This is a genomic window from Spiroplasma endosymbiont of Lonchoptera lutea, assembly GCF_964019715.1.
Classification (GTDB): Bacteria; Bacillota_I; Bacilli_A; order Mycoplasmatales; family Nriv7; genus Nriv7.
Genome location: NZ_OZ026463.1, coordinates 546,919 through 572,845, shown reverse-complemented (window position 1 = coordinate 572,845; position 25,927 = coordinate 546,919). Strand labels below are relative to the sequence as shown.

32 protein-coding genes, 3 tRNA genes and 1 pseudogene are annotated in these 25,927 nt (G+C 25.1%); 28 read left to right on the top strand and 8 right to left on the bottom strand.

The window, feature by feature from the left end; translation table 4 throughout:
- From AACK97_RS03235 to AACK97_RS03220, 4 genes are all read right to left on the bottom strand, one after another.
- Positions 1-945 carry an IS30 family transposase gene (locus tag AACK97_RS03235; protein WP_338968576.1) on the bottom strand — a complete coding sequence of 315 codons (945 nt, stop codon included), beginning with the start codon at positions 943-945 and terminating at the stop codon, positions 1-3.
- 50 nt (positions 946-995) lie between these two features.
- Positions 996-1,364 (bottom strand): hypothetical protein, encoded by a 369-nt coding sequence (locus AACK97_RS03230; RefSeq protein WP_338968778.1) that lies wholly within the window; start codon positions 1,362-1,364, stop codon positions 996-998.
- A 132-nt stretch (positions 1,365-1,496) separates the two neighbouring features.
- Positions 1,497-1,796, bottom strand: a complete 300-nt coding sequence (locus AACK97_RS03225) for a hypothetical protein (protein WP_338966992.1) — start codon at positions 1,794-1,796, stop codon at positions 1,497-1,499.
- Positions 1,789-1,944, bottom strand: a complete 156-nt coding sequence (locus AACK97_RS03220; protein WP_338966990.1) for a hypothetical protein — start codon at positions 1,942-1,944, stop codon at positions 1,789-1,791. The genes AACK97_RS03225 and AACK97_RS03220 overlap by 8 nt, the downstream gene beginning before the upstream one ends.
- Positions 1,945-2,179: 235 nt before the next feature.
- On the opposite strand from AACK97_RS03220, the gene AACK97_RS03215 reads away from it, so the two are divergent.
- Together AACK97_RS03215 and AACK97_RS03210 are read left to right on the top strand one after the other, a co-directional pair.
- Positions 2,180-2,264, top strand: a tRNA-Leu gene (locus tag AACK97_RS03215).
- Between the two features lie 97 nt (positions 2,265-2,361).
- Entirely contained in the window at positions 2,362-3,174 is an 813-nt protein-coding gene (locus AACK97_RS03210; protein WP_338968776.1) for a Cof-type HAD-IIB family hydrolase, read from the top strand.
- A 52-nt stretch (positions 3,175-3,226) separates the two neighbouring features.
- Here the strand turns inward: AACK97_RS03210 and AACK97_RS03205 are convergent, their stop codons facing one another.
- Positions 3,227-4,171 carry an IS30 family transposase gene (locus AACK97_RS03205; RefSeq protein WP_338966714.1) on the bottom strand — a complete coding sequence of 315 codons (945 nt, stop codon included), beginning with the start codon at positions 4,169-4,171 and terminating at the stop codon, positions 3,227-3,229.
- 122 nt (positions 4,172-4,293) lie between these two features.
- Here AACK97_RS03205 and trxA point away from each other — a divergent pair, with 122 nt between their 5' ends.
- The 5 genes from trxA (at position 4,294) to AACK97_RS03180 (ending at position 7,115) form a co-directional block, all read left to right on the top strand.
- Positions 4,294-4,593: a thioredoxin gene (trxA, locus tag AACK97_RS03200; RefSeq protein ID WP_338968774.1), complete on the top strand. Its 300-nt coding sequence runs from the start codon at positions 4,294-4,296 to the stop codon at positions 4,591-4,593.
- Positions 4,594-4,673: 80 nt separating this feature from the next.
- On the top strand, positions 4,674-4,976 hold the full coding sequence (locus AACK97_RS03195) for an HU family DNA-binding protein (RefSeq protein ID WP_215825698.1): 303 nt from the start codon (positions 4,674-4,676) through the stop codon (positions 4,974-4,976).
- 216 nt (positions 4,977-5,192) lie between these two features.
- Positions 5,193-5,324 carry a helix-turn-helix domain-containing protein gene (locus tag AACK97_RS03190; RefSeq protein ID WP_338968771.1) on the top strand — a complete coding sequence of 44 codons (132 nt, stop codon included), beginning with the start codon at positions 5,193-5,195 and terminating at the stop codon, positions 5,322-5,324.
- A gap of 281 nt (positions 5,325-5,605) precedes the next feature.
- The gene (locus AACK97_RS03185) at positions 5,606-6,550 is read left to right on the top strand and encodes an IS30 family transposase (protein ID WP_338968769.1); all 945 of its coding nucleotides are present in this window, start codon (positions 5,606-5,608) and stop codon (positions 6,548-6,550) included.
- 124 nt (positions 6,551-6,674) lie between these two features.
- The gene (locus tag AACK97_RS03180; RefSeq protein WP_338968767.1) at positions 6,675-7,115 is read left to right on the top strand and encodes a HesA/MoeB/ThiF family protein; all 441 of its coding nucleotides are present in this window, start codon (positions 6,675-6,677) and stop codon (positions 7,113-7,115) included.
- On the opposite strand, the gene AACK97_RS03175 is transcribed toward AACK97_RS03180, so the two are convergent.
- Positions 7,112-8,056 (bottom strand): IS30 family transposase, encoded by a 945-nt coding sequence (locus AACK97_RS03175; RefSeq protein ID WP_338968765.1) that lies wholly within the window; start codon positions 8,054-8,056, stop codon positions 7,112-7,114. The two genes, AACK97_RS03180 and AACK97_RS03175, sit on opposite strands and share 4 nt — an antisense overlap.
- 58 nt (positions 8,057-8,114) lie before the next feature.
- Here AACK97_RS03175 and AACK97_RS03170 point away from each other — a divergent pair, with 58 nt between their 5' ends.
- Entirely contained in the window at positions 8,115-8,507 is a 393-nt protein-coding gene (locus AACK97_RS03170; protein ID WP_338968763.1) for a ThiF family adenylyltransferase, read from the top strand.
- Between the two features lie 145 nt (positions 8,508-8,652).
- Here the strand turns inward: AACK97_RS03170 and AACK97_RS03165 are convergent, their stop codons facing one another.
- Positions 8,653-9,597, bottom strand: coding sequence for an IS30 family transposase (locus AACK97_RS03165; RefSeq protein ID WP_338966716.1), 945 nt, complete (start codon positions 9,595-9,597; stop codon positions 8,653-8,655).
- A 188-nt stretch (positions 9,598-9,785) separates the two neighbouring features.
- On the opposite strand from AACK97_RS03165, the gene AACK97_RS03160 reads away from it, so the two are divergent.
- The 8 genes from AACK97_RS03160 to AACK97_RS03125 all read left to right on the top strand — a co-directional run bounded on the left by AACK97_RS03160 (position 9,786) and on the right by AACK97_RS03125 (position 17,633).
- Positions 9,786-12,812 (top strand): DEAD/DEAH box helicase family protein, encoded by a 3,027-nt coding sequence (locus tag AACK97_RS03160; RefSeq protein WP_338968761.1) that lies wholly within the window; start codon positions 9,786-9,788, stop codon positions 12,810-12,812.
- A 243-nt stretch (positions 12,813-13,055) separates the two neighbouring features.
- Positions 13,056-13,892 carry a ComEC/Rec2 family competence protein gene (locus AACK97_RS03155; RefSeq protein ID WP_338968955.1) on the top strand — a complete coding sequence of 279 codons (837 nt, stop codon included), beginning with the start codon at positions 13,056-13,058 and terminating at the stop codon, positions 13,890-13,892.
- A 95-nt stretch (positions 13,893-13,987) separates the two neighbouring features.
- Positions 13,988-14,242: a hypothetical protein gene (locus AACK97_RS03150; RefSeq protein WP_338968759.1), complete on the top strand. Its 255-nt coding sequence runs from the start codon at positions 13,988-13,990 to the stop codon at positions 14,240-14,242.
- 28 nt (positions 14,243-14,270) lie between these two features.
- Entirely contained in the window at positions 14,271-15,518 is a 1,248-nt protein-coding gene (locus AACK97_RS03145) for an MSC_0882 family membrane protein (protein ID WP_338968757.1), read from the top strand.
- 1 nt (position 15,519) lies between these two features.
- Positions 15,520-16,548 (top strand): hypothetical protein, encoded by a 1,029-nt coding sequence (locus AACK97_RS03140; RefSeq protein ID WP_338968755.1) that lies wholly within the window; start codon positions 15,520-15,522, stop codon positions 16,546-16,548.
- 39 nt (positions 16,549-16,587) lie between these two features.
- Positions 16,588-16,664, top strand: a tRNA-Thr gene (locus AACK97_RS03135).
- Positions 16,665-16,666: 2 nt separating this feature from the next.
- Positions 16,667-16,756, top strand: a tRNA-Ser gene (locus AACK97_RS03130).
- A gap of 43 nt (positions 16,757-16,799) precedes the next feature.
- Positions 16,800-17,633 carry an aldo/keto reductase gene (locus AACK97_RS03125; RefSeq protein ID WP_338968753.1) on the top strand — a complete coding sequence of 278 codons (834 nt, stop codon included), beginning with the start codon at positions 16,800-16,802 and terminating at the stop codon, positions 17,631-17,633.
- Between the two features lie 44 nt (positions 17,634-17,677).
- On the opposite strand, the gene AACK97_RS03120 is transcribed toward AACK97_RS03125, so the two are convergent.
- Positions 17,678-18,136: a hypothetical protein gene (locus tag AACK97_RS03120; protein ID WP_338968751.1), complete on the bottom strand. Its 459-nt coding sequence runs from the start codon at positions 18,134-18,136 to the stop codon at positions 17,678-17,680.
- A 491-nt stretch (positions 18,137-18,627) separates the two neighbouring features.
- On the opposite strand from AACK97_RS03120, the gene AACK97_RS03115 reads away from it, so the two are divergent.
- From AACK97_RS03115 to AACK97_RS03060, 12 genes and pseudogenes are all read left to right on the top strand, one after another.
- Positions 18,628-20,163 (top strand): sodium-dependent transporter, encoded by a 1,536-nt coding sequence (locus tag AACK97_RS03115; RefSeq protein WP_338968749.1) that lies wholly within the window; start codon positions 18,628-18,630, stop codon positions 20,161-20,163.
- Positions 20,163-20,288: a hypothetical protein gene (locus tag AACK97_RS03110; protein WP_338968747.1), complete on the top strand. Its 126-nt coding sequence runs from the start codon at positions 20,163-20,165 to the stop codon at positions 20,286-20,288. The genes AACK97_RS03115 and AACK97_RS03110 overlap by 1 nt, the downstream gene beginning before the upstream one ends.
- Positions 20,289-20,595: 307 nt before the next feature.
- A pseudogene (locus AACK97_RS03105) lies at positions 20,596-20,835 on the top strand (helix-turn-helix domain-containing protein); the annotation flags it as partial.
- A gap of 505 nt (positions 20,836-21,340) precedes the next feature.
- Complete coding sequence (locus tag AACK97_RS03100) at positions 21,341-21,667, top strand: hypothetical protein (protein ID WP_338968743.1); 327 nt, start codon at positions 21,341-21,343, stop codon at positions 21,665-21,667.
- Between the two features lie 2 nt (positions 21,668-21,669).
- The gene (locus tag AACK97_RS03095; protein ID WP_338968741.1) at positions 21,670-21,891 is read left to right on the top strand and encodes a hypothetical protein; all 222 of its coding nucleotides are present in this window, start codon (positions 21,670-21,672) and stop codon (positions 21,889-21,891) included.
- Between the two features lie 164 nt (positions 21,892-22,055).
- Positions 22,056-22,286: a hypothetical protein gene (locus AACK97_RS03090; protein WP_338968739.1), complete on the top strand. Its 231-nt coding sequence runs from the start codon at positions 22,056-22,058 to the stop codon at positions 22,284-22,286.
- A 41-nt stretch (positions 22,287-22,327) separates the two neighbouring features.
- Positions 22,328-22,564: a hypothetical protein gene (locus tag AACK97_RS03085; RefSeq protein ID WP_338967064.1), complete on the top strand. Its 237-nt coding sequence runs from the start codon at positions 22,328-22,330 to the stop codon at positions 22,562-22,564.
- A gap of 23 nt (positions 22,565-22,587) precedes the next feature.
- Positions 22,588-23,571 carry a hypothetical protein gene (locus AACK97_RS03080; protein WP_338968737.1) on the top strand — a complete coding sequence of 328 codons (984 nt, stop codon included), beginning with the start codon at positions 22,588-22,590 and terminating at the stop codon, positions 23,569-23,571.
- A gap of 6 nt (positions 23,572-23,577) precedes the next feature.
- On the top strand, positions 23,578-23,862 hold the full coding sequence (locus AACK97_RS03075; RefSeq protein ID WP_338968736.1) for a hypothetical protein: 285 nt from the start codon (positions 23,578-23,580) through the stop codon (positions 23,860-23,862).
- 2 nt (positions 23,863-23,864) lie between these two features.
- On the top strand, positions 23,865-24,113 hold the full coding sequence (locus AACK97_RS03070) for a hypothetical protein (RefSeq protein ID WP_215826579.1): 249 nt from the start codon (positions 23,865-23,867) through the stop codon (positions 24,111-24,113).
- Between the two features lie 21 nt (positions 24,114-24,134).
- Positions 24,135-24,527, top strand: coding sequence for a hypothetical protein (locus AACK97_RS03065; protein WP_338968734.1), 393 nt, complete (start codon positions 24,135-24,137; stop codon positions 24,525-24,527).
- Between the two features lie 131 nt (positions 24,528-24,658).
- Positions 24,659-25,770 (top strand): IS3 family transposase gene (locus tag AACK97_RS03060; protein WP_338966745.1). Its coding sequence is split into 2 segments (ribosomal slippage): positions 24,659-24,902 and positions 24,902-25,770, totalling 1,113 coding nucleotides; the frame shifts between segments, so codons are not numbered across the junction.
- Positions 25,771-25,927 lie beyond the last annotated feature (157 nt).

Genomic DNA, 25,927 nt, shown 5'->3' with positions numbered 1-25,927 from the left:
TTAAAATAATTGTATTAAATCTATTGGTCTTTTATAAGATAATGATTTTCTGGGTGTAGAATTAATTTGAAATGCTATAGAATTTAAGTCTTTTTGTTTATATGAAGATAAATCAGTAGATTTTGGTAAATATTTTCTTAAAATACCATTATTGTTCTCATTTAAACCTCTTTGACAAGGTTTTCCGGCATCTGCAAAATAAATTTTAACATTACAATTTTTTTCAATTAATTTTCATTTACTAAATTCTTTACCACGATCAAAAGTAATAGTTTTAATTGTTCCTGGTATTAATTTTGAAATAAATTTTATTATACTTTGTGTAATACTTTCTGCTTTATGATTTTTAGTTTTCAAAGGAATTGTGGTTTTTGATCATATATCAGCTAAAGTAATAATAGAACTTTTATGATCTTTACCAACGATAGTATCTCCCTCTAAATGGCCAAATTCTTGTATATTTTTAATATTTGGAATGATTAAATTTCTTTCATGAATAGATTTACAATTATTAATTCTGCCCCTAGTTTCTTTTTGTTTATGAGGTTTATTTTTGCCTTTTCTCAATAAATTTTTTTCATCAAAACCCATTCGATTTGTTTTAAACATGTTATATAAAGTTTTTGTTGAAATATTTTTTATTTTATTTTTCTTTAAAAAATCAGCAATTATATCAAGAGCATAATTTTTAGTAATTAACAAATGATTGATAGTATTAATTTCTGTTAAAGTTAAAATTATTAATTTTCTACCTGCATTTTGTTTATTTTTTTGAACTTGATTCAATATTTCTAATGGTAATAAGTTTTGATTTAATAATTTACAAACTCTGTGTACAGTTGATTTACTATAATCAATTGCTTTTGCTATTTTACGAATAGAAAATCCATAACTTTTATATTCTTTTATTGCTATTATTGATTCAATAGTCAGATACTTATACATTGTGCTAATTCCTTTCTTTTCTTAATTATAGAATTAACACAATTTGTTTTTTATATAAGTGTCCTTTTTAATTTTACATTTCAGGCTTTAAATCAATATTTTAATTTTTTAAAAAATTTATTTAAATCACGCTTACATTTTCTAATGTCAAATTCATTAACATCAGCATAAGTAAGAGTTAAGAATGTAAGTTTTTTACAGTCTCAAAAATTATGGTATGCCTTCCGAATAACATTAGATTTTGCACGAATATTACTATTAAGCAGTTTTGTATCGCAATTACCTCTATTTTTTAAACCGCTAACATTGCGGTTATTTGCTTTGATGCGTTCTAAAGGCATAACAATATTACGAATATATTGCCCGTAATAAATGGTTTTCATATAAAAATCAGTCGGATTTTGAGGTTGTAAATTCATATTTTATGCTCCCGTTTTAGATTTTCGCCAGTTGTGTTATTTAATCAAGTAATAGTCGGCTTCGCCGACTAACCCGCTAGCGGGCGGGGCATACGCCTTCCGCACCGCTTCGCAGACCGAAGTGATTATCAATTAACTGGACAAGTTTTTTTGATTTTTTGATAATTCAATTTTTTGCAAGTTAACTATTTTGGGGGTTTTTTCAAAAGTTAATTCGCAACTAAAAAATGATTTAACATTTTCTTTTAACAGTTTATAAATTTCTTGTTGTTCTAGATTGTTATCATCAATTCATAAAGCCTTTTGTTCGCCGGTAGGCTCAAATAAGTCATTTTCATAACGCAAAAATTCGGCAGAATAACCTGACATCATAGAGCCATCTTTATTTTTAAATATTTTTCTTTTTATACTAACTAATTTAACTTTAAACATTATTTTTTAAATTCCTTTTACTTTTATTTTTTAAAATTTTTTTAATATGATTAATAAATTTTTTCTCACAAGCAACATGCAAATATCGTTTATCACTAAATAGATGTAAACACCAGCGACATATTTTATAATCTATCGTTCCTTTCAAAATTTAAAAACCCTTTTCATCGCAAGAATTACAGATTCCAACTGTATTTTTATTACCAACAACATAACTTTCGTTGTCGCATTCAATACAAAATATTACTGCCAAAAGAAAACACCCCCTAAAAGTTTGTAGAAAACAAAATCTTGTCATATGTATATGGTTTCTACAAAATATAGTTGTTAGTCTATTGATAATTGTGGTGATTTTGTATTATAATGTTAAAGTAATTTGTAATGCGGGTTTGGCGGAATTGGCAGACGCACCAGACTTAGGATCTGGCGTTTTACGACGTGGGGGTTCAAGTCCCTTAACCCGCACCATTTATTATAAAATGTGCACTTAATAGTGCATTATTTTTTTAATTAATTAGTATTATTTTAATAAATAGATATTTAAAAAATGAAAAAGGTGGGTTTAATGAAAATAAAAATTATTTTTATTGATATTGATGAGACTTTGTTTAATGATAATCATTGTCTAACTGAATTTAATAAGGAAATGTGTATTACAGCTCAAAAGCAAGGTGTTATTGTTGTTATTAATACAGGAAGAATTACTACTAATGCTATTAGTATTGCTAAACAAATTAATGCTCATAAATTTAAAAGTTTTGTTGTTGCTAATAATGGTGTTCATATTTATTCATTTAAAGATAAAAAATTAATTTTTAATGGAAATATTAATTATGATGTTGCTAAAGCGGTTTATCGTTGAGTTGATAATAAAGGTTTTAAATGTCAATTGTATACTGAAGATGGTTCTTTTGTTAATCGCCTTGGAGAAAATTCTAGTTATTGAGCTGATGTTATGCAAGCAAAATATACAGTATTGAATGACATTGATGATTTAAATAGTGATATTGCTCGGATTGTTATTATTGCTAAAACTATTACTAGTCAAGTTGCTTCTCAGGAATTAATTAATGAATTTAATGAAAAATTTTCGCATTTAGATATTAAAGAATATCATCCAGGAATATATGAAATAACATTGCCAAAAATGAGTAAAGGTTATGGGGTTACATATATTTGTGATTTATTAGGAATTAGTACTAGTGAAGCAATGGCGTTTGGTGATTCATATAATGATCAATGATTAATGCAAGCAGTGGGTCATCCAGTGGCAATGGATAATTCAGTTGAGATTATTAAAAAATTATCTAATTATATTTGTCAAAGTAATAATGAAAATGGTGTTGGTAATATGATTCGTAAATACATTTTGAAGTAAAAATATTATTATTTTAATTATCCTGAATTGTAAATATAAATGGGACAGTTTTTTAAAATAATTGTATTAAATCTATTGGTCTTTTATAAGATAATGATTTTCTGGGTGTAGAATTAATTTGAAATGCTATAGAATTTAAGTCTTTTTGTTTATATGAAGATAAATCAGTAGATTTTGGTAAATATCTTCTTAAAATACCATTATTGTTCTCATTTAAACCTCTTTGACAAGGTTTGCCGGCATCTGCAAAATAAATTTTAACATTACAATTTTTTTCAATTAATTTTCATTTACTAAATTCTTTACCACGATCAAAAGTAATAGTTTTAATTGTTCCTGGTATTAATTTTGAAATAAATTTTATTATACTTTGTGTAATACTTTCTGCTTTATGATTTTTAGTTTTCAAAGGAATTGTGGTTTTTGATCATATATCAGCTAAAGTAATAATAGAACTTTTATGATCTTTACCAACGATAGTATCTCCCTCTAAATGGCCAAATTCTTGTATATTTTTAATATTTGGAATGATTAAATTTCTTTCATGAATAGATTTACAATTATTAATTCTGCCCCTAGTTTCTTTTTGTTTATGAGGTTTATTTTTGCCTTTTCTCAATAAATTTTTTTCATCAAAACCCATTCGATTTGTTTTAAACATGTTATATAAAGTTTTTGTTGAAATATTTTTTATTTTATTTTTCTTTAAAAAATCAGCAATTATATCAAGAGCATAATTTTTAGTAATTAACAAATGATTGATAGTATTAATTTCTGTTAAAGTTAAAATTATTAATTTTCTACCTGCATTTTGTTTATTTTTTTGAACTTGATTCAATATTTCTAATGGTAATAAGTTTTGATTTAATAATTTACAAACTCTGTGTACAGTTGATTTACTATAATCAATTGCTTTTGCTATTTTACGAATAGAAAATCCATAACTTTTATATTCTTTTATTGCTATTATTGATTCAATAGTCAGATACTTATACATTGTGCTAATTCCTTTCTTTTCTTAATTATAGAATTAACACAATTTGTTTTTTATATAAGTGTCCTTTTTAATTTTACATTTCAGGTATGTTAAAATAATAAAGAATGAAAGGAGAATTTAAAATGGTTATTAAAACAGATATAAGTAAGTTTGATGAAGCTATTAAAACTGGTAAAGTTATTATTGATTTTTATGCGGATTGATGTGGACCTTGTAAAATGTTAGCACCAATTTTTGAACAATTATCTGATGAAATGAAAGAAGTTTCTTTTGTTAAAGTTGATATTGATGAATCACAAGAATTGGCACAAAGATTTAATATCAATTCAATTCCGACATTATTAATTTTTGATGATGGTCAATTAAAAAGAACTTTAAATGGTTATAAGTCCAAAGAAGAATTAAAAACGGCTTTAAGTTAAAATTAGTAATTTTTTTCTTGCCAAATTTAATTTTTTATATTATTCTTAAACTATAATTTCATAAGAAGGGAAGTTTAAAAATGAAAAAACCATCAATTAAAGACAAAGTAGCTGATTTTATCGTCGAAGAGTATAAAAAATATGGGATTACAAAAAGCAAAGCTAACGATATTTTTGATAGTATTATTAATATTTTAACCGAAGAAATTCAGAGTGCTGAGAGAACACCTATTTCAGGTTTTGGTATTTTTAAAACTAAAGAAAGAAAAGCTCGGGAAGGAAGAAATCCGCAAACAGGAGAAAAAATCGCTATTCCTGCGAGAACTGTTGTCAGTTTTAGTCCTTCAACAACTTTAAAAGAAAAAGTTAATACAAATAGTTAATAATTATTAAAAAATTATTAAAAAATTATTAAAAAATTATTAAAAATATTTGAAAAATTACAGTAATTACTGTAATTTTTTTATTTAACTTTATCGTTTAGTAAATAAGCTGAATTATACTTGTAAGTGCAAGTAAATAAAATTGCAAAAGATTTCATATAAAAATTTCATGATGCTAAGTTTATTTTAGAAAAAGTAAATTTAAGGAGTTTTTATATGGGATACAAACATCTTGGCATAGATGAAAGAATTTATATTGAGAATCAATTGAAATTTAAAGTAAAAATTAGTGAAATAGCTAAAAATCTTAATCGAAGTATTAGTACTATTAATCGAGAAGTTATATAGAAATAAAGATAATAATCATTATTTTTCATTAATTGCACAAAATAAAGCAGAAAATAGAAAACAATTACATGTTTATTTTCATAAATTTAAAAATAGAGAATTAGTAAAATATGTACAACAAAAATTATTATTAGGTTGATCGCATGAACAAATTTATGGCAGAATTAAAAATTTTCATCAAGAATGAATTATTAGTCCTGAAATGTAAAATTAAAAAGGACACTTATATAAAAAACAAATTGTGTTAATTCTATAATTAAGAAAAGAAAGGAATTAGCACAATGTATAAGTATCTGACTATTGAATCAATAATAGCAATAAAAGAATATAAAAGTTATGGATTTTCTATTCGTAAAATAGCAAAAGCAATTGATTATAGTAAATCAACTGTACACAGAGTTTGTAAATTATTAAATCAAAACTTATTACCATTAGAAATATTGAATCAAGTTCAAAAAAATAAACAAAATGCAGGTAGAAAATTAATAATTTTAACTTTAACAGAAATTAATACTATCAATCATTTGTTAATTACTAAAAATTATGCTCTTGATATAATTGCTGATTTTTTAAAGAAAAATAAAATAAAAAATATTTCAACAAAAACTTTATATAACATGTTTAAAACAAATCGAATGGGTTTTGATGAAAAAAATTTATTGAGAAAAGGCAAAAATAAACCTCATAAACAAAAAGAAACTAGGGGCAGAATTAATAATTGTAAATCTATTCATGAAAGAAATTTAATCATTCCAAATATTAAAAATATACAAGAATTTGGCCATTTAGAGGGAGATACTATCGTTGGTAAAGATCATAAAAGTTCTATTATTACTTTAGCTGATATATGATCAAAAACCACAATTCCTTTGAAAACTAAAAATCATAAAGCAGAAAGTATTACACAAAGTATAATAAAATTTATTTCAAAATTAATACCAGGAACAATTAAAACTATTACTTTTGATCGTGGTAAAGAATTTAGTAAATGAAAATTAATTGAAAAAAATTGTAATGTTAAATTTTATTTTGCAGATGCCGGCAAACCTTGTCAAAGAGGTTTAAATGAGAACAATAATGGTATTTTAAGAAGATATTTACCAAAATCTACTGATTTATCTTCATATAAACAAAAAGACTTAAATTCTATAGCATTTCAAATTAATTCTACACCCAGAAAATCATTATCTTATAAAAGACCAATAGATTTAATACAATTATTTTAAAAAACTGTCCCATTTATATTTACAATTCAGGATTGCAAATAATAAAAAATCGCATCGTCATATTAATAATTTTATTTCATTTTTATTACGAAATAAAATTATTTTATCGGATGAATTAATTGATATGCAAGACCGCTATTCGCGCCATAATTTATATTTTGAAATGATTGGTAATAATAATTTTAATTTTTTAAATTCAAAAACAATAACCTTAGTTGGTGCGGGTGGTATTGGTACTAACATTGCTCTTTTATTAACAGTTGCGGGTATTAAAAAAATATATTTGGTAGATGATGACATTGTTGAATTATCAAATTTAACTAGACAATATATATTTTCAGAAAAAGAAGTTGGTCAAAAAAAAGGTAAAGTGCTTAAAAAACAGTTACTAAAACGAAATCATAATTGTGAAATTGAGCATCTTGATTTTAAAATTTCTAAAGATAATTATGAAGAAATTGCTTTGAAAATAAATGATAGTAATTTTATTATTGTTTCTGCTGATTCTAGTTTTTTAGTTTATTATTTAACCTGAATTGTAAATATAAATGGGACAGTTTTTTAAAATAATTGTATTAAATCTATTGGTCTTTTATAAGATAATGATTTTCTGGGTGTAGAATTAATTTGAAATGCTATAGAATTTAAGTCTTTTTGTTTATATGAAGATAAATCAGTAGATTTTGGTAAATATTTTCTTAAAATACCATTATTGTTCTCATTTAAACCTCTTTGACAAGGTTTTCCGGCATCTGCAAAATAAATTTTAACATTACAATTTTTTTCAATTAATTTTCATTTACTAAATTCTTTACCACGATCAAAAGTAATAGTTTTAATTGTTCCTGGTATTAATTTTGAAATAAATTTTATTATACTTTGTGTAATACTTTCTGCTTTATGATTTTTAGTTTTCAAAGGAATTGTGGTTTTTGATCATATATCAGCTAAAGTAATAATAGAACTTTTATGATCTTTACCAAAGATAGTATCTCCCTCTAAATGGCCAAATTCTTGTATATTTTTAATATTTGGAATGATTAAATTTCTTTCATGAATAGATTTACAATTATTAATTCTGCCCCTAGTTTCTTTTTGTTTATGAGGTTTATTTTTGCCTTTTCTCAATAAATTTTTTTCATCAAAACCCATTCGATTTGTTTTAAACATGTTATATAAAGTTTTTGTTGAAATATTTTTTATTTTATTTTTCTTTAAAAAATCAGCAATTATATCAAGAGCATAATTTTTAGTAATTAACAAATGATTGATAGTATTAATTTCTGTTAAAGTTAAAATTATTAATTTTCTACCTGCATTTTGTTTATTTTTTTGAACTTGATTCAATATTTCTAATGGTAATAAGTTTTGATTTAATAATTTACAAACTCTGTGTACAGTTGATTTACTATAATCAATTGCTTTTGCTATTTTACGAATAGAAAATCCATAACTTTTATATTCTTTTATTGCTATTATTGATTCAATAGTCAGATACTTATACATTGTGCTAATTCCTTTCTTTTCTTAATTATAGAATTAACACAATTTGTTTTTTATATAAGTGTCCTTTTTAATTTTACATTTCAGGTTAAATGAAATCGCAACTAAATATAAAATTCCTTATAGTATTGCGGGGTATGTTAATAAGTATGGGATTGTTGGACCGTTAATAGTTCCCGAAGTAACTAAATGTTGAAACTGTATTGTTCCCCAAGATAAAAAACCAACTCTTAAATTTTGAAATTCAAATTTTAAATCACCAAGTTATGGTCCTTTAAATAGTTTAGTTAGTTCTATTCAAGTAAATGAGATTTTAAGATATTTTGCTAATGCTAAAGGAATAGAAACATTAGGAAAACGAATGTTTATTAATTCGGAAAGTTATCAGATTTCTTTTGAAAATACAAAGAAATTTAACTTGTGTAAACTTTGTTTTGTCAAGAAAGGGGTGTAGTTATTATGTTTGAAGTTATTACTCAAAATTAATTATTAAAATAAAATTTTTATACGATGTGGTTAATAAATTTCATTAACCACATCGTATTTTGTTTTGTTAATGTTATTTATTTTATTTTGCCAAATTGTAAAGTTAAGTGCAACTAAATTATTTTTCTAACCAAATATTCGATTGGCGAAAGATAATTTAGTATTTTTCTTGGTCTTTGGTTTAAAGACAATATAAATTTATGAACTGCATTTTTAGTAGTGTTTGAAAAATTAAATTTTTTAGGAAATTTTTCTCTAATTAAACCATTAGTATTTTCATTAGTACCTCTTTGTCAAGGTGAATATGCATCAGCAAAATAAATTTTCACATTTAAATTTTTTTCAAGTTGTTGTCAATTAGCAAATTCTTTACCCCTATCAAATGTTATAGTCTTAACAAGATTATTTGGAAGAATTGATAAATAATGACTAATATTTTTGTTAATAACTTTAGTAGTTCTATTTTCAACTAATATTGCTAAAGTAAATCTTGATGTTCTTTCAACTAAAGTTATTAAACATGATTTACTTTTACCTCGTGATGATACTACAGTATCACCTTCTCAATGGCCAAGAGTTATACGATTATTAACATTTCGTTCTTTAATGGATTTACCATTAAATTTACCCCGATTTTCTTGAGATTTTCGTTTCTTACCTTTTCTTCTTAAATTTTTACTAGTAACCTTTTCAAGTAATCCAGAATAAATTCAATTGTAAATTGTTTTAAAACTAATAATTCATTCTTGATGAAAATTTTTAATTCTGCCATAAATTTGTTCAGGCGATCAACCTAATAATAATTTTTGTTGTACATATTTTACTAATTCTCTATTTTTAAATTTATGAAAATAAACATGTAATTGTTTTCTATTTTCTGCTTTATTTTGTGCAATTAATGAAAAATAATGATTATTATCTTTATTTCTATTAACTTCTCGATTAATAGTACTAATACTTCGATTAAGATTTTTAGCTATTTCACTAATTTTTACTTTAAATTTCAATTGATTCTCAATATAAATTCTTTCATCTATGCCAAGATGTTTGTATCCCATATAAAAACTCCTTAAATTTACTTTTTCTAAAATAAACTTAGCATCATGAAATTTTTATATGAAATTTTTTGCAATTTTATTTACTTGCACTTACAAGTATAATTCAGCATTTACAAATAAAATAACAAATTTTTAATTAAGGCGGTATATAATCTTATTACAACAAGGAAATAAAGAGTGATTTATAAATGAAAGAAAAAGGTTATTATGATTTATTATTAAAATTAGGTGAAACAATTAATGAAGATTATATTGTTAAAAATCTTAATGATGAAAAAAATGCTATTAAAGACATTGATAAATATTTATTGAAGCAATTTAATAATATTTTAAGTATTAAATTGCAAGAACATAAAACAGTTGATGATAAGTTAAAATTTTTAAATCAAATTATTGGTATTTATAGTGAACAATCACAATTATCTAATAATGTTTTATTACAAATAGGTAATGATTTGCAAGAAAAAGTTAGTTATCATCAAGACATTCGATTAATTGATAATCACTTATTTACTAATGAAAATGAACAAGAATTAATTAATGAAATTAATAAAGAAATTAAAACTGCTGATAGTGTTTATTTTATTTATCCTTTTATTTCTAAGGGAATGATTAATAAAATTAGAAATTCTTTTTTGTATGCTCAACAACATAATATTAAGATTAATTTTATTACGACAACTTTTGATGATATTGCTTTATTTGTTAATTTATATGAATTAGAAAACTTAGTTAATAGTTATAATAATATTTTAATTAGGGTAGAAGATAATACTGAAAAGCGTAGCGAAAGAATTCATATTAAAGCAGCAATTTTTAAAAGAAAATCAGGTTTTTCAACAGCAATTGTCGGCTCTTCTAATTTAACTTATAAGGGAATGATGCGTGGAAGAGAATGAAATATTAAAATTAGTGAGTTTAGTAATCCTAATTTATATTATCATCTCTTTCGTGAATATGAAAAAATTTGAAATGATAATCTTGTTAATTTTAATAATGCTAATGAGCGTGAGATATTACTAACAAGAATTGATAATAATCGTTTACATATTAAAGCACAAAGTGAGGGAACGATAACAAGAAAATATTCAATGTATGATTTTCAGCAAAAAATTGTTAATCGTTTACAATATCGTCGCAAGATTAATAAAACTAAGCATTTAATTATTATGGCTACGGGAACTGGGAAAACTATTATTAGTGCTTTTGATTATTTAAATCAAATTAAAGAAAATAATAATTTTCGCCCCCGATTATTATTTTTAGCTCATCAACGAGAAATTATTGATCAAGCAATATTAACTTTTCGTAATGTTTTACAAGATAATAAGTTTGGTTGTGTTTTTTATGAAAATCAAACATTAGATAATACTAATTATTTATTTGCTACTGTGCAATCAGTTTATCGTAATTTAAAAAAGTTTTTACCGGATCAGTTTGATGTTATTATTTTTGATGAAGCCCATCATATTGCTGCTAAATCATTTGTAACGATTTTTAATTATTTTCAATCAAAACAAGTTATTGGTTTAACAGCAACTCCCGAAAGGGAAGATAATAAGTTAATTACGCCGTATTTTGATAATGAATTTGCATATGAATTACGATTATGAGATGCTATTAATCAACGCTTATTATCGCCATTTGACTATTATTGTATTGATGATATTAGTAGTAATCTTGAAGGTATTGATTTAAATAATGATGTTGAATTGTTTAAGAAGTTGAATACTAGTGAACGCAATAAATTATTATTTAGTGTGATAAATAATTATATTGGTATTTATGCTCAACCATTTTGTTTAGTATTTTGTATCACAACAACGCATGCTAAAATTGTTGCTAATTTTCTTCAAAAGGAAGGGTTACAGGCTGCTTATTTAACTAATGAAGTATCTCAAGAGCGAACAACAATTATTAATAATTTTAAAAAGGGTAAAATTAATTATTTATGTGTTGTTAATATGTTTAATGAAGGCATTGATGTTCCGCAAATTGATACAATTATAATGTTACGACCAACAAGTTCAAAAACTATTTATTTACAACAATTAGGTCGTGGTTTAAGAAAAACTGACAGTAAAAATAAGTTAGAAGTTTATGATTTAATTGCTAATGTTGATAAAAAATATGATATTACTGTGGGAATTAAAAATCTTTATAATTCTCATTTAGAAAGGAATAAAGCATTTTTAGGTGGTAATAGTGGTTTACCCTATGGGTGTACGATTACTTTAGAGAAACGTAGTCAAAAAGTTATTTTGGCAAACTTACAAAAATGATATGAAAATAAAAAACGCATCCATTTAGTTATTAAACATTATTATCGGATTTATGGTGTTGATGGTTTAGTTAAAGTTTTACAAGATTATGAATTAACCTTATGGGAATTTTATAATTTTTTAAATGATTTTTATTTAAAAATTGGTCAAGATATTAAAGTTTATGCAAATGGTATTAATAATTCTAATCGTAATAAAAATCTTTTAAAGCAATTTTTATTTCTTAATGATTATCATTTAATAAATTATTTTTATCAGCGATTGTTAAAAAACATTAATAATGAAGCAATTAATTATGAATATGATAATTTATTAATTTGTTCGCTTTTATATGAAGTAACTAGTATGAAAGCCTTTTTAAAAGTGTTTCCTAATTATTTAGCAATTGATGATTTAGTAGCAGAATTTATTAATCATAATAAATTAGTTGTTAATGAACTAGTAATGATATTAAAATATAAATTAGAAAATGAAACCTTATTAGTTAATGAACATAATTTTTTGTTGTATCCATTGTTAGCTTATGAATCAATATTTACTGTTCGTCAAGCCTTATGTGCAATTCGTCGCGTAAATTTTATTAAACAATTAGGTGAATTAAGAATTATTGCTTTTCAAGCGGGACATTTAACTTTTGATCAAACAAAAGCAGTTATTTTTGCTGATGTTGCTGGTAGTAAATATGGTAAGAAAACGAAATATAATGCTACAAGTAAAGAATATTGGTGGTCAATTCCTGAGGATAAAACAATGCAAAGTAAACTAGTGAATGATTTACAAAATTTAAAAATTGCTAAATTTTTATTTTTAGATAATAAAATTAATCACAATTTACCAAATTTATATTTAAAACTTTATAATTTTATTGGTTTGGGAAAATACATTGATTGTGTACAAGAAGATTACATTACTGTAAAGTTTTTGATAGAATAAATGTATATACAATAACTTTGATTGGAGGCATTTTATTTAAAAAATTTTTATAATTAAAATTACAAGAATTTGATGAATTAGAAAAAATGTTGCCAAAATAAGGAATGATAGTTATGACGAGAAATAATTTATTTAAAGTTAGTTTAGTAGTTAGTAATATTTTTTTAGTAGTATCTTGTAGTAAAATTAGTGATTTTTTACTTAATAATCCACAATTACAATATCATATGTTAGCAGTTGGTAATGGTTTATCAACGATTATTACGAATTCGCAATATAAAAAATCGGGCAATAATGTTTGATACGGGTATTGGCGGTAATCCGCAAGATTGATGAAAAAATAAATATGCAAAAAATAATTTTGTTGCTAATTATTTAAAAAACCTAGAAATTAATCAATTAGATGCAATTTTTATTTCTCACGATCATACTGACCATACAAGTAATTTAGAAACGATTGTTAATACGGTTAATGTTAAAAATATTTATGGTAGTCGTTCATTTTTTGAACGCTATCAAGGCAAAGCCAGCAAAAAATGACCAAAACAATGAGCAGATTTAAAAATTATTGTGCAAGATGTTAAGCCAAGTTATAATATCTTAGGTTTATCATTTGATAATTTAACTTATAAAATTCAGGACTTTATTAATAGCAATTCAAGTAAAGATGAAAATAATCAAAGCTTAGTATTATCTTTTGTTTATCAAAATCAGCGGTTTTTATTAACAGGCGATACCGAAAAGAAAGTAGAACAAGAGTTATTAAAAAAGAATTTGCTTTCAGAAGTTAATTTTTTACAAGTAGCCCATCATGGTAGTAAAACATCAAGTTCATTGTCATTTTTAAATAAGATTAAACCTAAAACTTGCTTTGCTTCGGGTGTTAATCCTGATACTTATGGATTAGAATATGTTGATAATAAAAGTCATATTTATCCAACAGCAGAAGTAATGGCTAATTTAAAAACTGTTGGTTGTGATTTTTCTTGAACAGGAAAAGATGGAACATTAGTTTATACAGTTACAAATAGTAAGGCACAAGTTCAAAAATTAAATTATCATATTAAAAATTATACATAAATTGTTTTGATAAGATTATTAATTATTTAAAAAATGTAATGATTACGATATAATTACTATGTAATTTAAAGATAATCATAAAGAAGGTAATTATTTTGCAAGGATTTCTAACTAATGAAAAAGATTATATTAATATTTTAGGACAAAATTTAGCAATTCAATATTTAATTATTTCTTGTATTATTATTGGAGTAGTATTTATTGCAATTATTAGTGTGATTTTATTGGTTATTAATTATCGCAATCGTAACTTGAAAAATTCAGCTTGAGAAAAATTTAAAAATGAAAAATTAATTTATAATATTGAATCAGAAATAATTAAAATGGGGCAAGCATTAAAAAATAAATAGTTATATTTTTATAAGGTAGGCAATAGATATGTCATGAAAAGAAAAAATAATGGATAAGTTTTTTAATAAAGCAGAACAAAAACGATTTAATGATAATAAATTAAAGGCAGAGCAACTTGATCCGTATTTTCCTTATGAAAGAAAACAAAAACAAAATGATGTTCCCCGCGTAATTAATCGTTATGAGTTTACAGTTGATGATAAAAAATATTTTAATTCTGGTATTAATAAAGAACCACCACCATATTATGAAGAAAATTATAGTTTACCAAAAGCAAGAGTTTATAGTCCTAAAAATGGTTATAATCGTGAATTTGGTGGTACGCCATACCAACAAAATTCGCCAACAATAACTTCTTATCAATATCCACAACCACAACAACCAATTTTAGATTCATCACCTAATGATTTTTTAGAGGATAATCATAATGATTATAGTCCAACTTTATATCAAAAAGCATATCAAGAACCATATTTATCATATGATGAACCACGAGGACAAGAGATACCGTATCGTTCGTTAAGTTTAAAAACTATTCCTAAAGAAATTGCTAATGAGGTTCGTAGTGAAAAATATCGTTTGGTTTTAACAATGATTATTGGTTTTTTAGGAATAATCGCTTCTTCAATACCATTAATTTTGTGATTTTTAAAGCAACAAAATATTGTTATTGACAATGAAAATTTAATTCCGCATCCAACTTTGATGATACCGTTATGTATTGTGTCATTAGGTTTATTTTTTATTTCTTTGTTTGATTGAATTAAAATTAAAAAAGAAGTGGAAGGATATTTAAAAAAAGCTAAATTAGGAAATAATGTTATTCCTAATTTCATTATTGCTAATTATCGAAAAATGCATATTCGTAGTATTATTATTAATTGAGTAGCTTTTCCTTTGTATATTATTGGTGCTGCAATTATTGCTATTCTTTATGGATTATCAGGTGCAACACAGCCAAAACTTTTTGGGTTTTTAATTTTAGATATGACGATTAGAGATTTAACAACAGAAATTATTATTTTAATAGGAATATTATTTGCCTTATTTTTTTTACAAGTATTAAATATTATTTTTGTTCGTAAAAGAAAAGCTAATATTATTGGTTTTTATGGTTATGAAATTATTAATCCTTATGAAATGTATGAATTAAAGCGAATAATAAATCGTCGCTGTTTATGAACTTGATTAACAATTATTGCGATTATGTTTTTTGTTATTGCGATTCCGATTTGAATATTGCGACGAAAAAAAATTAAGGTTACTTCAAGTTAAAATGTATTTTCATTTATTTGTAAATCTTTTTATTAGTAATGATGGAAATTATCACTTGCAAAATATTAATCAAAAATTAATTGTTAAACAAGATTTTAATGTTATTATTGATAATATTGAACAAGAAATAATTTCTGAGCGAGAAAATTTACAGCAGTTACAAACAATATATATTGCTGTTAATTGTTCTCGTGACCTTGATTTTGAACAATGACAGCGAATTTTAAATATATTACAACCATTAGCAAGGAATATTATTGAATATAATTTAGAATTACATTGTAATAATACTGATGAATTATTTTTGTTATGAAATAGTTATGGTGTTAATCGGTTAATATGAAAAGTAATTTCGTTTAGTCAGGCGGTATTATTACAAAATAATTATTGTGATAATGTCAATTATGTTAAGCAAATTAATAAAGCATTAGTTAGTGGTTTTAAAAATCAAGCAATTGATTTATTTTATAATTTAAAAGGATATTCTAAAGCTGTTATTGAAAATGATTTAAAGATTTTAAGAAAATTACCTGTTGGTCATATTAGTTATTATGAAGCCGATAATAATTGTGTTGTAATTACATATCAATGATTAAAAAATATTTTAAAAGAAAATGGTTATTTACCTTATGAGAAAAATAATTTTATTACTAATAAAGGCATTAAATCACAACATCAATATAGTTATTGAACTTTACAAAATTATTTAGGTGTTGGTATGGGGGCTAGTTCTTTTCATAAAAATTCACAAATAGTTATTTGCCAAAATACTAATGAATATCCACTATGGCGACAAACAATTACTAAAATTACAAAACAAGAATATTATGGAGAAATTTTTATTATGGGATTAGGACTAATTGAAGGCGTTGATTTGCGAATAAAGCAAAATCAAGTAGCTTATGAATATTTTCAAAATGCGATTAATAAACTAATAGTAAAAAAGAAACTAAATATTAAAAATAATTTTCTTTTTTGTTATCAAGATGAGTGAGAAAATTTAGATGAGATTTTATTATCATTTATTTAATGTCGCAAACAAGTTATAATGGAGAAGGAAATATCAATTGCTGGTTTAGCTCAGTCGGGTAGAGCACACCCATGGTAAGGGTGAGATCAAGAGTTCAATTCTCTTAACCAGCACCATTGGAGAGTTGTGTGAGTGGTTTAAACAGTCATCTTGGAAAGGTGATGAATCCCAAAGGATTCCACGGGTTCGAATCCCGTACTCTCCGCCATAAAATGAAATATAGTAAATAAATATTTATAAAGGGGTTTTTTATGAAAAAAAGGACTATTTTAGATGAAAAAGTTAAATTACATAATGGTATTATGATGCCAGTTATGGGTTTTGGAACATATAAAATTGAAAATAATGAATTAGGTAAGGAAGCGATTTTAGAAGCTTTAAATCAGGGTTATCGTCATATTGATACGGCTAAAATTTATGGGAATGAAGAAATCGTTGGGCAAGCAATTAAAGAAAGTAAGATTTCTCGCAGTGAAATTTTTGTTACGACTAAACTTTGAGGTAATGAATTAACAAAAGAACAGTATTTACAAGAGATTGATAGCTCGTTAGAAAAATTAGGTTTGGAATTTGTTGATTTATTTTTAATGCATTGACCGTGAAATAATCGTAAAATTGCTTGAGAAGTATTAGAGGAAATATATCGTGCTAAAAAAGCTCGTGTGATTGGTGTTAGTAATTTTAATATTGAGCAGTTAGAACAATTAAAACAAGATGCTAAAGAGTTACCAGTTGCTAATCAAATTGAGTTTCATCCGGGATTAAATCAAACAGAATTAAGAGCATATCATCAAAAAAATAATATTATAACTATTGGTTGAGGAACAATGAAATATCATGACTCTTTACCAGAAACTTGTGAGCAGATTGCTCGTGAATATAATAAAACCATTCAACAATTATTTTTACGATGGGCTTATCAACATCAAAGTTTAATAATTCCCAAGTCAATGCATAAGACGCGAATTATTGAAAATAGTGCGATTGATGATTTTAAAATTAGTGATGAACATATGAAGTGAATTGATAGTTTACCACAATCAAGAAAAGGTCCTGACCCTAATAATTTTGATTTTGGAAATTAGAAAAAACCTTGTAATTTTACAAGGTTTTTTCTATATTGTTAACTTTAAACTAATGAAGAGTCAGATTTTAAAGCTACTTCTAAATTGTTTCCTGCGGTTAATAAATAAGAATGAAGCATATTTTTTTCAATACTATTTAATTTATTTAACAAAATGCTATCAATTTGTTCTTTGATTAATGCCGCTTTTTTAATGATTTCTTGTGCTTTAGGAGTTAAAGTTAATAGTTTTGAACGACGGTCACTAGCAAGAACTTTACAAGTAATATATCCCTTTTTAACTAATGTTGATATCACGGCTGATGTGTCAGCTTTGGATTTGCAAAGTTCTTTTGCAACATTAACAATAATGGGTTTATCTTTGATCTTTTCAATTACTAATAAAATATTTATATGTACAGGCATTAGATTTTTAATTTCTAATTTTCTTAATAAGTCAATGTATAACTTTTCTTTAAGTTGCGAGATTTTATATAATAGAGCTAGATGATTTATCATTGTCATTCATTAGACCACCTTTTTGTTGTTTTCTCTTCATAACATAATTATATAATAAATTATTAAAATAATTCAAATATATTTTATATTATATCTTAAATAGTCTAAAAATAGTCTAATGAAAAAATGAACCTAATGCAGGTTCATTTTTTAAAATTTACGGGGTGGCTTTCTTTCATGATTGTCTTCTGGTTTACAAGTCGGACAGTCACTACAGTTATTTATATTATTACTTTGATGTTCTGCTCCCGGTGTACGACAAGTACATTGGCAGGCAACACAGCGTAATCTACAATTATCAGTCATTATTTCTCCTTTCGAGTAATGTCTCTTAATTGTATCACATAATTTAGGGTTGCTTGTCTACTTAATATTAGGGATATATTTTTTAAATTATTAATTAATTTAAGTAATAAAATTATATTTAAGTTATTTTTTATTTACAAAAGATAAATATTAGCGTATTATAATAATTAAAATAGAAAGATTATATTTTAATGGAAAAAGAAAAAAAGGGTTTAACACATATTGGTTTTATATTATCAGCCTTAGCTGGTGCTGTTGGTTTGGGAAATATTTGAGGTTTTCCAACGCAAATGTATCGCAACGGTGGTGCTGCTTTTTTAATCCCATTTTTTATTGCGATTTTAGTTTGTGGTTTGCCAATTTTAATTTTGGAAATTAATTTAGGAAATAAGTGAAGGAAATCTCATATTAAAATATTTGAAGAATTTGCTGGTAAAAAGGGCAGATATTTTGGTTGGTTGCAATCAACTGTTGTTTGAGTTATGGCTTCGTTTTATAGTATTTTAGTAGCATGAACTTTAGTATCTTTGGTTGTTAGTTTTGTTCCTTCGTGATTAAATGAAACTGATTTTTTTACTAATAAAGTGTTACAAATGGATAAAACATCGTTATCTGGTTTTACTGATTTAGGTGGTATTAATTGATATATTTTATTAGCATATTTAGTTGTTTGAGGTATTGTTATTGGAATTGTTAGTTTGGGTGTTGAAAAAGGAATAGGTAAAGCTAATAAGATTTTTATGCCAGGATTATTTATTATGTTAGTTTGTATGGCAATATATTCGGGAACTTTAACTGGTGCGGGAATAGGGTTACAACATTTATTTGAACCTAATATTGCTAAATTAAAAGAAATGAAAACATGAACGAGTGCTTTTGGATCAGGTTTTTTTACTTTAAGTATTTGTACAGCGGCAATAATTATCTTTTCTGGTTATGCTCCTAAAAATCAGGATAATACTAATCAAGCTTTTATTATTGTTTTTGGTGATGTTTTAGTAGCAATGATTGCGGCGATTACAATTTTTGCTGGTATTGGAAACATTGCTACTTTAGAAAATAAGAATTTTGAAGAAGTATTTGGTGCTGGTGAAACTTCGTTAGTGTTTAGTGTTTTTCCAAAGATATTTGCAGAAATTAATAATGTTACTTATGGTCTTGGTAATTTTCTTGGGATTATTTTCTTTTTAACGGTTTTCTTTGCTGGAATTTCATCATTAATTATGGCAACAGAGGGGGCAACATCACCACTTCATTTAGATTTGAATGTTAAACGATTACCAGCAACAATAATTGTTGCTGGTGTTGCGATGATGTTAGGATTTATTTTAGTATTTAAAAATTCAGCATTGTTAATTGATGGCATTGCTTCGTGAGTTGCTGGTTTATGACAATTAATTATTGGTATTATTGAAATTATTGGGGTATGTTTTGTTTGAAAAAAAATTCAAATTATATGTGATTATAATAATAAGAATTCTTGAATTAAATTAAGAAGATTATTTAAGTTAACATTGTTTGTTGTTGCACCGTTAGTTTTAATAATTAGTATTACTATGAATTTCTGAGTTTTTGTTAATAACATTATTAGTCAGCCCTTTATTTTTGCAGCAGTTGGTGGTATAATTGGTATAACGGTAGTTGTTATGCTTGCTTTTATATTAGCTTTTAATAAAGAAATTAAACAATTATTTCAAAAAATATGAAGTGAAAGGAAAAAAAGGTAATGTCAGGATTAGCTATTAGTATGATGGTATTTATTTTAACAAGTTTAGTTTTAGGGTTTTTATTCTTTTTGTATCGTCAATATCAATGTCAAAAACAAACAAAAAAAATGAAAGATGGTAATTAGTAATTAATTATCATCTTTTTATTTTATTTATGTGCTAAAATAAATTTTAAGAATGATGAAGGAGATATATTTTACTAAAGATATTTTGTAAGGAAGGTTACTTAATGAATAGTTTTATATCAGTATTAAGTAGTATCACTATTGGATTAACAAGTGTGACGCAATTAGCTTCTAGTAGAATTCAATTAGTTAGTCAAAAAAGTAATGTAGTATGTTTGCAAACCTGAAATGTAAAATTAAAAAGGACACTTATATAAAAAACAAATTGTGTTAATTCTATAATTAAGAAAAGAAAGGAATTAGCACAATGTATAAGTATCTGACTATTGAATCAATAATAGCAATAAAAGAATATAAAAGTTATGGATTTTCTATTCGTAAAATAGCAAAAGCAATTGATTATAGTAAATCAACTGTACACAGAGTTTGTAAATTATTAAATCAAAACTTATTACCATTAGAAATATTGAATCAAGTTCAAAAAAATAAACAAAATGCAGGTAGAAAATTAATAATTTTAACTTTAACAGAAATTAATACTATGGACGCATAAAGTTTTGTTAGGTAGGAAAAGATTTGAATAAGTATTAAGGCAGTTAGCAATGATTGTCTTTTTATTTTATAAGGTGTTAAAAATTTGTTCTTTGAAAATTAAATACAAGTGAATTAATAATGTTGGTATGTATTAAAGCACGATAAATTGTGGGTGGTCGCCATAACCGAAAGAAGTTTACCAGTTGATAGATAATACCCTATTAGCTATAGCAATTTGTTTCGTTTTGCAATAAAAAATGAATGGGTGGATTTCCTAAAAATATACACGCTATTAAATTAGTTCCAAGGGTAGGATGCGGATGTTAAAGTGTAGAAATTTCTATATAGGGGATATACTAAGTTTAAAATTATTAAAATCTTTATCTAATTAAAAAACAAAATTTACTAACAAAGCTTGTTAAACACTTAAATCTGCGATATATAAGTGTTTAATAAACTAAGTTAACTAACAACTTAGTTAATATAACTTAGTTTATTCATAAGAAAGGTAATTTACTATGAAAAACATTGAAAACATTTTCTTAAATACTAAAAAATATCTCTTAAAAGAAACACAAAACGCAATGCTTATTAAAGCACCAAAAATTCCGTGATTTAATGAACAAATCGGCATTTGGTTTCCAAAGCGATTTGTTTATAAAGGAAAATACGAAAATTCTATTTGTATTGGAATAATAAAAGATAGTAAATATCAAGTAATTTCAATTAATCAACAAGAGCAAGAAACCAAGTTAATTAAAGGCCAAGAATTATTAAGTTTCTTCATTACTGAAAAAGAAAACAACAAAAAAGATATGAATTATAACTATTTTAAAGGAGTTTAAAAATGAATATTGCAATTGGACTAATATTTATTATTATCAGCATCATGCTATCTGCATATTTTGCTTATAAAATTTATGCCAAAATAAAAATGCGAATTAAATATAAAAATGCCATTAAAAATAATACTGGTAATTTCACAAAAGACGAGAAAGTATTTATTGCTCGTTTTGAAGAATGAGTTAAAGCGCCTAATTCAAAAGAAAATAATGAGAATAGAAAATAATGTTTTGAGAAATTATTATGGAGTTTTTAAAACTGTTTGTTCCGATAGAAAAAATGCCTGCACAAGTTGCGTTTATTGCCGGATTAATTATTATCATTACTTTTCTTTTCGCATTAATTTCAATTATGTATTTACCAATAAAAATGATTTTTGGGAGATAAAAAATGACAATAAACTTAAAAGAATTTAATTGAGAACAAATTAAACAAACTTTCTGAGATTTATTTATTCAAATTACAACCATTCCGGCCCATATTACTGGTGATAAAGAAATTGATTTAACCGAAGCGCCACTTTGGCTTTTAATAGCAAACATTGCTTTTTGATTATTAACAGCGATTATGGCGTGATTTATTCTAATGTTACTTTGAAAAACCATATCAGTATTTAGATAAAGACAAATGAAGAATGCCTTAAGAAGAAAGGGGGTGATTATATGATTGGAACTTTTTTGGCCGATGCACCAGCAAAAATAACAGCTAGTGATGCGATGACTAAATTGTGAAATGCAATTATAACAGCGTTTACTAAAATGTGAGAAATTATTGCGGTTAATATGCCACAAGTCGGTAACTTCTTTGCTGACTACTGAATCTTCATTTTTCCATTTATTTTGGCAATATTCTTTATTTGCTTTAAAATGTTTGAAAAATTACTTGGCGCAGTCCGCTAACAAAAAATAAAGTGAGGTGCAAGATGAAATTTTGCAAATGAATAATAGAAAAAAATAACCATTTTATTGAATTAAATCGCACCTCATTTTTAATTTTATGACATTGAGGAGCAATTTGATACATTTACAACGGTTATTTTAAAAACATTGTGAGTTATTTATTTTTAGCGGGTTGTATTTTAATTTTCATTTTTAAAATCAGCAATTTAACACAAATTAACAAAGTGATTAACTTCTTAAAAAACTCACCATTAAATATTGTGATTGGTTCATTAGGAACTGGAAAAACCGCCTTTCTAGTATACGCATCAAAATTACTAAAAAAGAAAAAATATCACATCGCCGCAACATTTCCATTACTAGAAACCCAAAAATTAAGTTTAGGCCATATGGGATTGTTAGACTTTGATTATCCGGTATTACCAGACAAAACCTTACTGTTATGAGATGAAACCAATTTATTTTTAGAAGGAACTGATTGAGAAAAAAATAATACCAAAAATGAAGAAACCGGTATTCAAGAATATTTCGCTTTGGCACGGCATTTCGGTCATATTGTGCTGGCTAGCGGTCAAAGAGATAAACATATTTGAGTTAAAGTTCGTGATATTGCCAATAATGTGATTGTGGGAATTCGCAAAAAACCCGTTAATATTTTTCGGCCCTACTTAAAAGTCATCTATGGTACCTTTACGAGTATTGAAGAATATGAACGCTGACGAAACACTTTAATTGATGCTAAAAATAGTAAAAAAGGTCGTCGCATTAAATATCGCGATATTCCTGAACTTGATATTTATTTTTTTAAATTAAAAATTCCCCTGCCCATACTTAACACTTACAATTCTTTTTACCTAGCGTTTTTAAGAGATTACTTGAATGCAAAAGTAAATCCTGACTATGAAGATAAATACTATACCGATACCGCAATTGATTTAGAGGACTTAGAATACTTAAAAATGGATAAATTTAGCAAATTTTTAAGAAAAATGAAAGAAAAGGAATAATAAAAAATGGAAAATCTCGCAAAAATGGCCGACTTTCTTGCCCAAATGCTTTATAAAGTTTTTGACTTAATTTGAAGTTTAGAAGTACCGGGAACGAATATTCAACTGATATTTCCTTTATTTTTAACACTGGCTGTAGAATTTCTTATGGCAATTATTCTTGGATTTGGTAGTCAACAAGTTAATTTAGAAAAACAACGCCAATATGCTGTTAAAAATAAGGGGCGTTTAAGTGCGTGAGGAAAAGCTAAAAAACAAATAAAACCAATAAAAACAAAACAAGGTAACTAAAAATGTTTAAACTAATTATTATTTTTATCTTAATAACTGTTCTTGGACTATTAGCTGGTAGTCATTTTGAAACTTTAACAAACTATATTAGCGAGGGCCTTGCGAATTTCCAAAAGTTTATTACTAGCAATTTAACAATTTTAGAACTATTTAAACCAATGGCGCGGACATTTTCGCAACATCCAATCTTTACTATTCTCGGTGTCACTTGTGTACTTATTGCTTTATTTATTGTGATTAAAGGACGATAAAAATATGAAAGGAGAATTAAAATGAAAAAACTTTTAGGAAAATTATTTAAAAAAGATAATTCAAAAGAAAAAACGCCGTTAAAATTAAGAATTAAAAATTCTTTTAAAAAACAGTGATTAAAAATAGTATTAAGTATCATTTTCATCTTTATAAGCTTATTAATTTGTGCATTAACAGCAATCGATACTAAATGAATAACTGGAACAAGTAAAGAATTTAATGATTTTATGAATGAACAGATGGTTGATTTCTTTGGCAAATTTAATAGTGGTATTATGCTAGCAGGAATATTTGTTTTTTGATGAGGCGGAGCAATATATTTTGCAATTAAATTTGAAAAATTAATCCGCTTTACTATTCAAAAAATTAAAGCAAAAAGAGTCTTGAAAAATGAAATCAAACAAACTCACTAATTCTTTAAAAAAATATTGATGAATAATACTTAATTACATTATATTCATATCTTTAAGTATTGGATAGGCTACAATAAGTTGGACCATAATTATATAGACTTCAAAATTATTAAGAAAGAAGGAATATAAAAATGGGAAATAAAACCTCATACTCTGAAGAATTTAAAAAACAAATTGTAATGCTATACAAAAATGACAAAAGTGTTATTAATTTAGGGAAAGAATATAATTTACCAAAACCAACTATTTATAGTTGAATTAAAAATTATAATAATTCTGGGTCATTTAAAGCAAAAGATAATCGCACTGTCGAAGAAAATGAATTAATTTACTTGCGAAAAGAAAACCAACAATTACGGATGGAAAATGACATTTTAAAGCAAGCAGCACTGATAATCGGGAAAAAATAACAATAATTAATAACAACAAAAATAAATATTCAGTGAGGAAAATATGTAAGATTTTAGGTTTACTAAAATCAACATATTATTATCAAACTAATAAATGCACCAAGTTTGATGTTAATAATTATGAACAAGAAGTTATCAGTGCATTTAATAAAAGTCGCAAGATTTATGGTGCTCGTAAAATTAAAGCTGTTTTAATAAGAAAAAATATCATTTTATCACGACGAAAAATCCGATTCATTATGATCAAAAATAATTTGGTTTCTAAATACACCAAGTTAAAATATTGTAATCATAAAAAAACAGTTAATAATGACGAAATTAATAATGTTTTAAATCGTCAATTTAATGACAAAAAACCAAATGAAGTTGTTGTTAGTGATTTAACATATGTTCAAGTTGGCACTAAATGACATTATATTTGTTTATTAATTGACTTGTTTAATCGCGAAGTAATTGGCTATAGTGCTGGGCCAAATAAAACTGCTGAATTAGTTCAACAAGCTTTTCACAAGATAACACGACCATTAAATAAAATAACTTTATTTCATACTGATCGTGGTAATGAGTTTAAAAATAAAATTATTGATGAAATTTTAATAACCTTTAAAATTAAAAGATCATTAAGCTCCAAAGGATGCCCATATGATAATGCTGTTGCTGAAGCAACTTACAAAACCTTTAAAACCGAATTTATTAACGGTAAAAAATTTGCAAACTTAACACAACTAAAATGCGAACTATTTGATTTTGTTAATTGATATAACAATATTCGAATTCATGGCAGTTTAAATTATTTAACTCCCGTTGAATTTAGAAAATACCAGTCTACATAAAAAGTGTCCTAAAAAGGGTTGCCAATCCATTAATAATTTTTATTGTGTAAAAATTCAATAATATGATAAAATGGTAATGAATAAAAATGACAATAACAAGAAAGGTAGGGTTAGTTTAGTAATTAAATAATATAATTAGCTGATTGTTTTACTTTTT